Source organism: uncultured Nostoc sp. (genome assembly GCF_964245445.1).
Taxonomy (GTDB): domain Bacteria; phylum Cyanobacteriota; class Cyanobacteriia; order Cyanobacteriales; family Nostocaceae; genus Nostoc.
Map to the genome: position 1 here is coordinate 1 of NZ_CAXTNE010000225.1, position 13,664 is coordinate 13,664.

The following is a 13,664-nucleotide window of genomic DNA, read 5'->3' on the forward strand; positions in this document are numbered from 1 at the left end:
GTGGAGGGAGCAGAGGAAGCAGGAGAATAACTATTAATTATTGACCAATGCCCAATTCCCAATTCCCAATGCCCAATTATTTCAATTTCTTCAAGGTGTCAACTAGATTCACTACGGCTGAGAGTGCCGCCTGAAGTTTTTCCGTGCGATCAACAGAAGCTTGCTCAACTGTGTTGATAAACTTTTCTAAGGCTTGGGTTAAGTTTGCCTGGGCTTGCCCAATTGCTGATGTATCAGATGCTTGGGATGTTGCAGGGGCGGCGGGTAAATTCACTGATGAGATAACAGAGCGATCGCTTGTCTGATTGTCACCCACAACTAATTTAACTGCGGGGTCACCAATAATGGCATAACTACGAGCATCATTGTTAGCCGTCCACATACCAGATAAATTCATTGGATCGCTGATCGCACCATATTTAATTTCTTCTAATTCTGTACTCAAATCAGACGAAAGTTCAGCATAGCGCTCGTTGAAATACTCAACAGCTGACCCCACAGGATGACCATCTAGCAATCGCTTTAAGGTACTTTGAAAAACTGCCAATTGCTTACCGGTTTTTTCCCATACGAAAGAGCAACCCCAAGCTCGTTCCACATGACCGATGACAGCCAAAGCACCGCCGTTGGGGTGACTCAGGAGCCTGCGGGGTAGAGGTGCAATAAAGGCGTTAGGAGCGATCGCTGGCCTTTCATTAGAGCCTTTTCTATGGGTAAACTCATCAAATTTAGGTGTCCCAGCACCATAACAAGCAAAATGAAAGGCAATTAGCCCTAGTAACTTAGCATCATCGCCAACATCGTCCGCAGAGAAGTAAAATTCTTCAGGAATTGGTTTACTCCACTTATCTTTGCCGGGCCAGTCCTGACAGAGTAAAGCACCCTGATGGCGTAGTTGCCGCTCATTTCCATTCGGAAAGCCCATACCATGACTAGCGGTGAACAGCAAAGCGGGTGTTTCTTCACCTCCTAACAGTTTTTTTAACTGTGCCTTGGTGGCTTCTTCTGCGAGTAAGGTTTGTACTGTCCAACTATTGTCTTTGTGCTCATCAAGCATCCAATCAGCTAGGGGTCGAATCAAGTTATCAGCACTAAGTTCAGTGGCTGCATCACCCTTGGTACGTACCCCAAAAAAGCTAGCGCGACGAGGTTGGTTTAAATTAGTAGTTTCAGCCTGTACAACACTGCGAGCATACTGAGCATATTCTTGGGGCGTATCAAAGTAAATCCGCCCCACCGCATATTGCACATCAAGTTGGTACTGAAAACGATAGGGAATGGTTTCTGGATCGCCAACAATCAACAGATAATAAGGCATTTTATCTGGGTCAGCAGGGCCAGGGCCAACTCCATGACGTGACAAAAATTGATTTTTTGACTCCCCTGGACGATAACCTTTAGGGCCAGTGTATTCCTTATAATAGTTCTCGTGATTTTTCGAGGCTTGTTTTTGCCGATGTTCTAACAGTTCCTTCAGCGCTTCTTTGATTGCTGGGTCGGCATTAAAAGCGAAGATAACTCCCCAACCTGTCTGTGCAAGGTCTTTAGGATCTACTCCCTCTATCGGCGCAAAGTCGGGTTCTAGACCTTTAACATGCAGATCCTTTTTTTTGAGTTCGCTGATTTCTATGGGATCAAAGTCTTCGCCCTGAGCAATCTTAGAAAGCTGCTCAGGTGTCAATGGAGACAACAAATACTCTCCTGATGCACCGTCAATTCCATTGAAATATAGCTCTTTTGTCAGCTGTTCTATGCTCATTTTACCTAATCCTTGTATTTAAAATTCACCGAACAAAGCAAAAGTAAAAAGTAAAAGAAAGAAATGGTTGTGAATCGCCTAAATTATTGATGGATAAAAAAGGCGTAGGCGTAGCCCGTCGTAGACATCGCTTAAAATTCCCTAATTTTAATTACAGAGATTCTCTTTTTAATTTTTACCTTTTAAAGACACTGTTTCATTAACTAGCAAGCGCTGCCGACCATAGAGCATGAGCTACTTCAGGTTTGTCAATAGCGTTGTGAGCGCCCATAAAAAGGTCTAATAGGCTAGGAGGAACAACAATATATTTACTACTTTCTAAATTGTAAATTTTGCCTGATTCAAAGTTGTAGGATTCTTGCAGGGGTAGCATACCTTCTTTATAATTAATAATTTCCAAACCATCACCCTGAATTCCATGACAACCAATGCCACCTACGCCGGGATATGTCTTTTCAGTATTAACGTCAAAGTCTATATCTTGCCCCCCAAATATTCCTAGTGTTCCCGCCATAGGATAAGCATTTTTGACAGCTTTATCATACTGAGATTGGGTAGTAACAATCGGCCCTGTAACTTTGCGATCGCTAATAATAGAGCGGAAGTAACCAGGAATATTTTTTCTATGAGGGACATTTGAGCAGAAAGACCAGAGTGATAAAGCGCCTTGTATTAAGACAAGAGAATTAACTGGACGGGTTAATTTGTTATGTTGGGTACCTGCTACGGTAGCTGAAACAAAAATACATCCAAAACTGTGCCCCATCAAATGAAATCGCACAGTATTATCTGTCACCTGTTGAAGTCTGTTTAATAAATTGAAGCCACTAGTTTGACCGATATTCCGAGCGCGGTCTTTCATCTTCCAGAAAGATAACAATCTTGGAATGTTCAAAAATGCATCTCCGGCTGATTTCAGACTATCCCCAATTCCGAAGCTGACATCTTCGTTTTCTTCTGTCAGAGTAGCTTCATATACACTTTCAGGATCTAAATTTAATGATTCGTTTTCGCTCCACGCATCTGCATCTTCTGCTTCACTACTCAAAGATGCTTCCTTAATCAAAACCTCATAAGCTTCACGCACCTCTGATGGTAATGTATCAGGCGCAACGTCATATTCTCCGGCCGCAGCGAAAATTGTTCTGAGTGCTTCTCTAGTAGTTTCAGTATCAGCTATCCGATGAGCATACTGTTCAATTAACTCTTCTTGAGAATCATCTGTCGTGTCAAAAGACACAATTGTTTTGTCTGGCGACACTGCACTTAGGTCTTCATCTCCCCAAGGCTTACTAGGCCAATGTAGACCAATCAACAGGGGGTTAAATCCTGGTCGCACCTGTTGCATTTTTTCAATATCAGCCTGGTTTTTAGCCATAGCTGCAATCCATCTGTCATACTGGTCTTTTGCCGCCGGAATGTCACCTTGCCATCCGTGGCTCATCAAAAAGACATCTGTGATTGGTTTGTCAGACTTTTTGGCGCTGGATAAGATTTCTAATACCTTTTGGCTAATTAGCTCTCCATTGTTTTCGCGTTCTTTGCCATTAGCATCAAAAGCAATTAGATAGTAGTTCAAAGAAGTTCCGATTTTGGTTTCAATTAGCATCCGTAAATCCTTGTGACTCAGGGTTTGATTTCTATGTATGATGCTAAGTTCGGAGAAAAACAGTGTATTGATTCCACAAGAATGCTGGCTGTTCGATAACAGCACGCCAACTTTTTCGCCTAAAAGTACACTTAGGCAAATACTTTACCAACAAATTCTTTTGAATACACTGTGATACAGCGAACTTCTAGCGCGTTTCCCACTCTCTTTATTTTTGTGTAGGTTACACCTGTATTTTGGGATTCGCAGATGATTAGTGATTCATGTCATTGCTTTAAGAGAGTTTGGGGTATCTTTACACAAAACTGGTGTATGATAATTAACGCCTAAAGCAGCTAAAATTTGTTTCTGCCTTAGCTCAGTCAACAGGTTAAGTTAGCGGATAAGCCTGCCAATAACTGGCCGGTTCATCATTAAGAACTTGTGGATGCTCATTTAGCTTCCTGGCTTGCGATCGCTTAACACGTAGTCAATTCGATATCATTGGGTACACGATAACTTTATAAGGTTTCAATATCCTGAGTAATAATACTGAGTACGCTCGGAATTTTACTTAAGAATGATTAAAAAAAAATAATTTTATCTGCATACTGAGGGTTACAGGGAAATTTAAGCGTAAGTAAGGTATAAAAAATCCCATGCCTTGAAGCGTGGGAGTGTTAATATAATTCGTAGTTGTAATCAGTGCTTGCTCTACCCCTCTTAATTACGAATTAGTAATTATTGAGCAAAGCTTTGCCCACCCTACTCAAATTAATGATGGTGATGATGATGATGTCCAGCTACTTGGGGATTAACTGCCAAAGTTTGCTCTGACAACAACTCTGCAATATGAGCATCAGCCCATTGGGCCGCCATTGCCATAAATTCTGGATGATCGTTAACGCAAGCCATTTGCACGTAGTTCGTACCAGGATGCTGTTTTTCTAAAGCATGGATGATATGGTGTACATCCAATAAAGTTTCGTGGTTTTCTGTGGCAAAGCCAATTGGCATAAAAATTACCACTTTTGCACCCAGTTGAATCAGGTTATTTGCCGCTTGCTCCGCATTTGGCTGTGTCCAATCAATTAGGGGCGTGTCATGGTTAAGCCAACCCACCGAGATTAAAGGATAACGATTAATCAACTTATCCCTAACCAAATCGTACATTGCTTCACTTTCGGCAATCCCAGAAGTAAAGCCTTTTGCTTTATGGGGACAACCGTGGTTCATTAACACAATACCGATTTGAGAAGGTAGATAAGCTGCGCCTAACTCAGCAATTTTCTCCTCAACCAGATGAGCCATCAAATCGATGTAAGCTGGTTCGTTGAAGAAAGAAGGAATGTAGCGCTGTGCTTTAACCCAGTGTTCTTCACCATCAGCCAACTCAACAAGAGCATTGTTAACTTGCTCGATCGCAATCCCACTGGTAAAGATAGAATCAACAACCAGCAGTGGGTAGATTAGTAGCTTCTCAAAGCCTTGGTTTTTGATTTCTGCTAAAACTTGATTGGGTAGAAAAGGGGCGCAGAAGTTAAAAGCTTTGAAAACTTGAACTTTATCGCCCCATTTTTCTTGTAAATTCTTCTCAATCCCAGCCCGTTGCTGTTCAAAAATAGCATTGTGTGGGGAGATAAAATCGTGGTGTGTGTGTCCCCACTCATGGCGGTCAAATAGCGCCAAAAGCTTTGCCAAAGGGGGATAAATCCAGGTTGGTACTGGTGCAAATTTTGCTGTCAGTAGATTTAAAGCCTGTTCGTTATAGTTGGCGAAATCTTCGTAGCTTTCGACTTCGCCGTAGCCCATAAGCAGTACGGCTACACGTTCTTTACCTGATAGATGCTCGTGGGTGTGTTGTACTTTTTCCGGCGTGGCAACCACAATGAGTTCCTCAATATAACCAAAGTGCAGAGAAATTTGGAGTAAGAGAATAGTTTACACATTTTCTCTAGTAGTAACTTATTATCCCATCCAGGGGGATAGGAAAGCTAGGAAAATTAAAATAATACATCAAAAGACATACAAAACTTACGTGGGGCATTGGGTATGCAAAATTGAACCAATGCCCCATCTGCTATGTTGCGGGAATAGCGAAAGCGGTCAGCCCCAGCCCCTTTGGGGAAGTCAAAAGTCAAAAGTCAAACAGGAGTCAGAAGTCAGAATTTATAAAAGGTTTGATATCAAAAGTACATTCATCCCTTCTAGTTATCTCCTGAGCTTTCCACTATTCTGACTCCTGAATTCTGATATTTTGCTAAATGCGTCTATCCAGATTTAAGTCTTCAACAATTCCCAACATCAAGTTGAGAATTTCAAAATATTCTCTTAAAGGCGCAAAGTTTAACACACTTTTATATAGATTAGGGTCAAATATATTATTTTCTACGGCTTCTTCAATAGCTATATATATCATGTCCTCAACAAAAGAAATATAAATATTTCTATTGGTTTTCTTACGAAAGCTAACTATTTTATCCATTAAACTAGTAGATAAGACATAACGTGCTTCTATTTGGTCATCACCATAAACAGTGAAAAATTTAGCAAATTCTGGATCTTCTAATTTAATTACCTGTTTTTTAGCATGATTAATAGCATGAATGTTCACGTTGATAACTTTTGGTTGAACGATTGTAACAGTCCGCAGATTTTTGTTAAACTTAGCTTTAAAAAACAATCCTTTAAAGATTAAACTGGTTCTGGTAACTTGATTTTTTAAAATTTCCGATTTAAATATTTTATAATCAATTTTTTCCACACAAAATATCAATAAATATGTATGGAATCAATTTTATAACTCTGTAACTTAAAGCACTAAATGTAAATGGTAAAAGAAAAATTAACAAATATATAACACGTAAAATTGAAAATATAAGCAGATAAAATATATTATATTGAATTATTTTTTCATATCTCCTACTTATAAAAAAGATAAAGATAATATCTAAAAAATTAGTCCAATCATGTTTTAATTCTAATTCTGCGCGAATATTCGAGAAACAGATATCAAGTCCATTGATTTTACCATAAATATAAACATCATGTTCAACCTTGTTTGGGTTGATAAGTCCTTTAAATAGTTGGCTATGTTGAAAAGAATTAATACTATCTTCTTGTGAACAAGAACTAAGATATTTTAAGTTCTTATTTTCATTGACAAAATTAAATATTTTCTCAGATATTTTGTATCTAAAACCTGCGGAAAAGCCTTCAAAACTTCTCGAATACAAAAATATCCAAATCCAAAAAGTCAAGAAAAATCCCAATAAATAATTGAAAGATGAAAAAAGAAAAATTATAAATATACATATAAATACTACGGCTATTGGTGTAGAGTGACTTTCAAACAATGAAGGTTCTTCAATATAAATATAATCTTTGATATCAAAAGATATCAGGGAGAGAAGCTTGAACGTTATAATTAAAAAAGATAAAAAAACTAGATGAAGAGGAACAATAGATAATAAAGCTTGTTTCCTACGAGATTCAAATACTTTTAATTCACTCAATAGATTTTTTTGACAAAATACTTTGAATTCCTTTAATGTTTTTGGTGTAAATTTGTCAATAGTTAGTTCGGGTTCTTCTGGTAAGGTTTCGCTTGGTGTTTGTAACTTAACTTCTAATTCAGTGGGGTTTGGTGGAGTCGCAGGCACATCAATATTATCTGTAAATAGTTCTGTAAATAAAAGTTGCCTTGCCCATCTTCTCGTTGCTTCATCTTCATTAATCAGGAGTTGCTGACAAAGAGCGATCGCTTGATTAGTTTGCCCATTCTCTTGATATGCTTTTATCAGCCATTTGTGTGCTAGCAAATATTTTTTTGTAGCCGGAGAAGCAGCTTGACAAAAAATCTTTAATGCTTGGATTGCTTTTTTATAGCGTTTTTTAGTAATAGCTTCATACCCAGTGTTTATAAGTTCAGTTTCTTGTGCAGGGGTGAGTGAACTTTTAGTTGAATTTAGTGATGATTTTTGTGCTGTAGGTTTAGTTTCTGTAAATATTTCGGCAAGATAGTATTGTGCTAATATCTGAGTCGTTTGATGTTTACTGTTGCTCAATTTTTGGCATAAGTTAATTGCTTGATCAAAGCGTCCATTGTAGAAGTATGCGTCCAAAAGCAATACTCGTGCATACAAATATTCTTTTGTATTAGATTCTGTATTCTTTTGGAAAAAACTTTCCAACCCCTGAAGTGCTAAATTGTAGTTTTTGTATTCTAAGAGTTTAACTATTCCATTTAATAATTCTTGGTTTTGTGCAGAACTAAATTTTGGCATATTTTTTAAAGTTATTTATGGTTTATTTCAAAATTTACATTATTTCTTGCTTGTGGATTAGCTTGAAACTGCAATTTTAATTGATATTTAATCCACGAAGCTATAATATTTGTCGGAAACATTTCTACGGCGTTATTATATTCAGTTACGGCAGAGTTATAAAATCTTCTAGCGGCAGAAAGTTGTTCTTCTACTTCACTTAATGAATATTGTAATTGGATAAAATGGTCGTTTGTTTTTAATTCGGGATATGCTTCAACTATTACTATAATTTTGCTTAACATTCTCGAAATTTGGTCTTCTACAACAACTCGGCTATTGTCGCTTAAGTTTTTTGAAGTTGCTCTACTTCTGAGCCTGCTAATTTCTATCAATGTTTTTTGCTCAAATTGCATATATATTTGAGCTAATGTAACAAGTCTAGGTATCAAATCGCTTCTTTTTTGCAGAATCACATCAATAGTAGAAAATGCATTATTAACTTGATTCTTTTTATGAATCAAACTATTGTATAAAAATCCAAAACTCATTAATAATATAAATGTAAAGATAATTATAAAAATGAACATTTTATTTTACGAGATTAATCTAATATTATTTATAAGCCAAATTAATATTTATTTAAAATAGTATTCTTTCGGAAAAGTATATGAAGAGGCTATAATTTACTCAGTAAAAACAAGGTAATATATATAAGAAATATTTGATTTTTGAAAAAGCTCCTTACATTGGAAGAGTCAAAAAATCAAAGGAAGTGTTAAAGATGAGTATAATTATTTGCCCTGGAATTCATGAGCCAGAGTTAACTGAAAGCTTTAGAGTAGAATTGTTAGATGTAGTTGGTAATAGCGCGATCGCATACAATCCCGCAAATATACTGGTTTATCCGGGTAAAGATTTTTTGGTTTTATCAGCACTTCATATTTTGCAGTTTTTGCGTGATTGCTTGGGCAATCAGCTAAAATTACCAATTATATTCATTAGCTTTAGTGCTGGCGTAGTCGGGGCAATAGGGGCGGCGCATTTGTGGCAACTCTTAGGTGGTCGTGTCAAAGCGTTTATTGCTATAGATGGATGGGGAGTACCATTACAAGGTAATTTTCCTATTCATCGCATGAGCCATGATTATTTCACTCATTGCAGTTCCTGTTTGCTAGGTTGTGGGCAAGATAACTTTTATGCAGAGCCGGCAGTTGAGCATTTGTCAATTTGGAAATCGCCCCAAACTGTACAAGGGTGGTGGGTAGATTCATCCATTGGAATTTCTCCACCTAAAGGTTATCTGACAGCAGCTGAGTTTTTGCTTATGCTGTTAAAGCGCTATGAAGCAAATTAGTCCGGACAACAGAATTATAAGTTAGGAGTTAGAGAGTTAGGAGTTAGGTGTTAACAGTTATAAAAATCTCCTCTGCCCCTCTATTCCCTACCCCATCTACCCTAGTCACTATCTTAAAGTATCTAAATGTTTCCAACTGAACCAGCTGCTGTTAATAAGGGGTTTGGCGCACTGCTAAAAAACCGTGGTTTTATGCTCCTGTGGATTGGACAACTGATGTCCCAGTTAGCAGATAAGGTCTTCTTCGTTTTGCTGATTGCTCTGCTGGAGAACTACCCTCCGCTTCCTGGGTTGGCACAAAATTCGATGTACTCAACCTTGATGCTGTCGTTTACAATACCAGCAATTTTATTCGGCTCTGCCGGTGGTATCTTTGTTGACCGCTTGCCAAAAAAGCTGATTATGGTTGGCTCAGACATTGTGCGGGGAATATTGACCCTGTGTCTTCCCTTGTTACCCCGACACTTCTTAATTTTGTTAATCCTGACTTTTGCCATTTCCACAGTGACGCAGTTTTTTGCACCAGCCGAGCAAGCAGCCATTCCCTTATTGGTGAAGCGAGAAAATTTGTTGGCAGCCAATGCGCTGTTTAGCAGCACAATGATGGGAGCTTTAATTGTTGGCTTTGCTATAGGAGAGCCAATTTTGAGTTTGGCGAAAAGCTTGATGGGAGAAGAATACGGTCAAGAGATTGTAGTTGGTGGATTATACATATTATCGGCTGCGATCATGCAGCCAATTAAGTTTAAAGAACCCAAACTCTCAAAGGAACACCAGGCATCAAATCACCCTTGGACTGAATTCACCGAAAGCCTGCGCTATCTCAAGAAAAACCCTTTGATCTTGAACGCCATGCTGCAACTGACAACTTTATATTGTGTGTTTGCAGCCTTAACGGTGCTGACGATTCGATTAGCCGCGGAGTTTGGTTTAAAAGAAAAACAGTTTGGCTTTTTCTTGGCAGCAGCAGGCGTGGGTATGGTATTTGGTGCAGCGATTTTAGGTCATTGGGGTGATAAATTGGATCGCAAGCCCCTACCTTTAATTGGATTTTTGATCATGGCACTAGTTTTAGGGGTGTTCACTTTTACGCACAACTTATTACTGGCGCTAGGACTCTGTGCATTTTTAGGTATAGGTGCTTCTCTAATTGGCGTACCTATGCAAACTTTAATTCAACAGCAAACACCACCGACCATGCACGGTAAAGTATTTGGCTTTCAAAATCATGCGGTCAACATTGCTCTGGCGTTACCCCTGGCGATTACTGGGCCATTAACTGATGCTCTGGGCTTGCGAATTGTACTTGTAGCAATGAGTATTGTTGTCGTAGTTGTCGGTGTTTGGGCTTGGCAAAATACCCGCAAAGTCTTGCAAAAGGTAATTTAATTAATGTAGGCTAATAATCTAGCTTTATATTTAATATAAAAATTAATAAGATTTTGATTGAAGTTTTCAATTAAAATGAAATCTTAAATACAGAATTCAGTATTAACTTTAGCTATAGTCTGAGGTTTGACCGTGCGTTCACAAAGTGTCTCCGCAGGAGAATTGCTTTCCCCAATCAGTCTCCCACAAACCGAGAATCACAAACAGTCTCGTGCTTCTAGCCCGCCAGCCGTCCCCAAACATGCATCTGGTGGTTTTGCTCTCCTTGACAGCCTTCATCGCCACGGCGTTGAATATATTTTTGGTTATCCTGGTGGGGCAATTCTACCAATTTACGACGACCTGTATAAGGTGGAAGCAACTGGTGCTATTAAGCACATTCTTGTGAGACACGAACAAGGCGCAGCTCACGCCGCCGATGGTTACGCCCGTGCAACTGGCAAGGTAGGAGTATGCTTTGGTACTTCTGGGCCAGGAGCAACTAACTTGGTAACAGGGATCGCTACCGCCTACATGGATTCAATCCCGATGATTGTAGTCACAGGACAGGTAGCACGGCCGTCGATTGGTACAGATGCGTTTCAAGAAACCGATATTTACGGGATTACGCTACCGATCGTCAAGCACTCTTATGTAGTGCGCGATCCTAAAGATATGGCGCGAATTGTCGCCGAAGCCTTCCACATCGCTAGCAGTGGGCGTCCGGGGCCAGTTTTGATTGATGTCCCCAAAGATGTAGCTTTAGAAGAATTTGACTATGTGCCTGTAAAACCAGGTTCAGTAAAGTTACGGGGTTATCGTCCCACAGTGAAGGGAAATCCCCGGCAAATTAATGCTGCGATCCAGTTGATTACTGAAAGTCGCCGTCCTCTACTATATGTCGGTGGTGGTGCGATCGCAGCTAGTGCCCATGAAGAAATCAAACAACTAGCTGAATTATTCGATATCCCTGTCACTACAACCTTAATGGGGATCGGTGCATTTGACGAACATCATCCCCTCGCTTTGGGAATGTTGGGGATGCACGGCACTGCTTACGCTAACTTTGCTGTTAGTGATTGTGACTTGCTGATTTGCGTTGGCGCTAGATTTGATGATCGCGTTACAGGCAAGTTAGACGAATTCGCCTCTCGCGCTAAAGTAATTCACATCGACATCGATCCAGCAGAAGTCGGCAAAAACCGCATTCCCGAAGTGCCCATTGTTGGCGATGTGCGGAACGTGTTGATTGACTTGTTGCGTCGATGCAAAGAAACAGGCGTCAAAGCTACACCTAATCAAAATCAAGAGTGGTTAAATCTAGTTAACCGTTGGCGCGAAGAGTATCCTCTAATAGTGCCCCACCATCCCGACAGCATTTCACCCCAAGAAGTAATCGTAGAAGTCAGTCACCAAGCACCCCACGCTTTCTACACCACAGATGTGGGACAGCATCAAATGTGGGCAGCACAATTCCTGAAGAATGGCCCAAGGCGCTGGATTTCTAGCGCTGGTTTGGGAACGATGGGTTTTGGCTTACCTGCGGCAATGGGCGCTAAAGTGGCGTTTCCTGATGAAGAAGTCATCTGTATTAGCGGTGATGCTAGTTTCCAAATGTGTTTGCAGGAACTAGGAACACTTGCACAGTATGGAATAAATGTCAAGACAATAATTATCAACAACGGCTGGCAAGGGATGGTGCGCCAGTGGCAGCAAGCCTTCTATGGTGAGCGTTACTCATGCTCAAACATGGAAGTAGGGATGCCAGACGTAGAGTTATTGGCAAAAGCTTATGGCATTAAAGGCATGATAATCAGCGATCGCAGTCAATTAAAAGATGCGATCGCCGAAATGCTAGCACACAAAGGCCCAGTAATCTTAAATGTCCACGTCACCAGAGACGAAAACTGCTATCCAATGGTAGCCCCTGGTAAGAGCAACGCTCAAATGGTCGGTTTGCAGAAGCAAGCGCCGAAAGCGGCAGCCGAGCCAGTGTATTGTAGCCATTGCAATGCCAAAAATGCTCCTACCCACAACTTCTGTGCTGAGTGTGGGACGAAGCTGTAACGCTTTTTGATAATTCAGACTAGAAAGATAGGGGAGCAGGGAGAAGGGGAGAAAGATGTTGGAATTTCCCCTAATTCCTGCCCCCTTTCCTCTTGCGTAGGCATCGCTTAATCTTCCTGATTAGGTTGAGGTAAAAAGATATTTCCTAAGTAATTCACTAAATCGCTTTGACTGTTGAAATCTAACAGCGCCTCAGCTAACTCTTCTAGTTGAGTAATCGATAATGTGCGAATCTGCTGTTCTATCTCTGGTTCAATTGCAGCCAAGCGTCGTGTTAACTAACGCAAAATCAGTTGTAGCGCCTCCTGTTTCTTTCCTGGTTCTTCTCCCTTTTGCAGAATGTCTTGGTAAATCACAGATTCTTGCATAATTTCCTCTCTGAAAAGCTGTGTAATCAAATTTTTGTCATAAAATCTGACGGCTTAAAATACTCATTAGGCTTGACACGGCACTAGATTTATGCAGAAAGTGGATTATTGCAGCAAAGGAGTTGTGCTGTTACCGTTAGTTGACCCATTCGCAATTGCAGCTTGAGCAGGTTGACTAGCAAGAACCGCTACAACTGGAGCAACTTTTGAACTAGATTGTTTATTTCTTTTTCCATTAGAGCCGCCAGCTTTGGAATACTCTATACTGTTTCTGCCGTAGACAGTTGCAACTCCACTTAGCATTCGTTCAGACATTTCGGAGAGGGCTTTATCCATCTGGATTATTGTTTTACGCGATTCTTCAAGATTGGACACAAGCGTGTTATGAGCTTCTAACGTCGCACGGGTAGTGTTGATGAGGTGGTTGTAGGCTTCAATGGTTAATCCATGTCCTAAATCCAGATTTTCGTCAACGGATTTAAGCAAGGCGAGACGAAGTTGGGCTTTGTCAACAGCAGCAGAACCACGAGTTCTTAAAGACATGAGATATCCTTTTTGTTTATAATTCCTTTTTCAACATAGTGGAGTATCCTTTTGCCTGAGATGGGTAGTTTTGTGGATTTATTTCATTAAAGCTTCAACGAAATAATTACGAGTTTGTCTGTATTTTTACTCATTTTTTATATCGATTTGTTGTTTGAGAATAAGTGTAATCAACAAATGCAAACGCCAAATCAACAAATGCAAACGCCAAATCAACAAATGCGAACGCCGAATCAACAAATGCGATCGCCGAATCAACAAATGCGATCGCTAAATCAACAAATGCGAACGCCGAATCAACAAATGCGATCGCCAAATCAACAAATGCGATCGCCAAATCAACAAATGC

General features: G+C 39.9%; 11 protein-coding genes. 3 read left to right on the plus strand and 8 right to left on the minus strand.

Annotated features, from left to right (window positions below):
• Nucleotides 1-76: 76 nt before the first annotated feature.
• The 6 genes from ACFE90_RS28360 to ACFE90_RS28385 all read right to left on the minus strand — a co-directional run bounded on the left by ACFE90_RS28360 (nucleotide 77) and on the right by ACFE90_RS28385 (nucleotide 8,163).
• The gene (locus ACFE90_RS28360; protein ID WP_375505729.1) at nucleotides 77-1,759 is read right to left on the minus strand and encodes a hypothetical protein; all 1,683 of its coding nucleotides are present in this window, start codon (nucleotides 1,757-1,759) and stop codon (nucleotides 77-79) included.
• 199 nt (nucleotides 1,760-1,958) lie between these two features.
• Nucleotides 1,959-3,368: a hypothetical protein gene (locus tag ACFE90_RS28365; RefSeq protein ID WP_375505730.1), complete on the minus strand. Its 1,410-nt coding sequence runs from the start codon at nucleotides 3,366-3,368 to the stop codon at nucleotides 1,959-1,961.
• Nucleotides 3,369-4,121: 753 nt separating this feature from the next.
• On the minus strand, nucleotides 4,122-5,234 hold the full coding sequence (locus tag ACFE90_RS28370) for a ferrochelatase (protein WP_375505731.1): 1,113 nt from the start codon (nucleotides 5,232-5,234) through the stop codon (nucleotides 4,122-4,124).
• A gap of 373 nt (nucleotides 5,235-5,607) precedes the next feature.
• The gene (locus ACFE90_RS28375; protein ID WP_375505732.1) at nucleotides 5,608-6,111 is read right to left on the minus strand and encodes a DUF3137 domain-containing protein; all 504 of its coding nucleotides are present in this window, start codon (nucleotides 6,109-6,111) and stop codon (nucleotides 5,608-5,610) included.
• The gene (locus ACFE90_RS28380) at nucleotides 6,098-7,633 is read right to left on the minus strand and encodes a hypothetical protein (RefSeq protein WP_375505733.1); all 1,536 of its coding nucleotides are present in this window, start codon (nucleotides 7,631-7,633) and stop codon (nucleotides 6,098-6,100) included. Before ACFE90_RS28380 ends, ACFE90_RS28375 begins: the two co-directional genes overlap by 14 nt.
• Nucleotides 7,634-7,644: 11 nt before the next feature.
• Nucleotides 7,645-8,163 (minus strand): LemA family protein, encoded by a 519-nt coding sequence (locus tag ACFE90_RS28385; protein ID WP_375505734.1) that lies wholly within the window; start codon nucleotides 8,161-8,163, stop codon nucleotides 7,645-7,647.
• Nucleotides 8,164-8,396: 233 nt separating this feature from the next.
• Here ACFE90_RS28385 and ACFE90_RS28390 point away from each other — a divergent pair, with 233 nt between their 5' ends.
• From ACFE90_RS28390 to ilvB, 3 genes are all read left to right on the plus strand, one after another.
• Nucleotides 8,397-8,969, plus strand: a complete 573-nt coding sequence (locus ACFE90_RS28390; protein WP_375505735.1) for a hypothetical protein — start codon at nucleotides 8,397-8,399, stop codon at nucleotides 8,967-8,969.
• Nucleotides 8,970-9,095: 126 nt separating this feature from the next.
• Nucleotides 9,096-10,358, plus strand: a complete 1,263-nt coding sequence (locus tag ACFE90_RS28395) for an MFS transporter (protein ID WP_375505736.1) — start codon at nucleotides 9,096-9,098, stop codon at nucleotides 10,356-10,358.
• A gap of 132 nt (nucleotides 10,359-10,490) precedes the next feature.
• Nucleotides 10,491-12,404, plus strand: coding sequence for a biosynthetic-type acetolactate synthase large subunit (gene ilvB / locus ACFE90_RS28400; protein WP_375505737.1), 1,914 nt, complete (start codon nucleotides 10,491-10,493; stop codon nucleotides 12,402-12,404).
• Nucleotides 12,405-12,511: 107 nt separating this feature from the next.
• Here ilvB and ACFE90_RS28405 read toward each other — a convergent pair whose 3' ends face one another.
• Together ACFE90_RS28405 and ACFE90_RS28410 are read right to left on the minus strand one after the other, a co-directional pair.
• Entirely contained in the window at nucleotides 12,512-12,670 is a 159-nt protein-coding gene (locus ACFE90_RS28405; RefSeq protein ID WP_375505738.1) for a DUF4351 domain-containing protein, read from the minus strand.
• A gap of 207 nt (nucleotides 12,671-12,877) precedes the next feature.
• On the minus strand, nucleotides 12,878-13,315 hold the full coding sequence (locus ACFE90_RS28410; protein ID WP_375505739.1) for a hypothetical protein: 438 nt from the start codon (nucleotides 13,313-13,315) through the stop codon (nucleotides 12,878-12,880).
• Nucleotides 13,316-13,664: the final 349 nt, after the last annotated feature.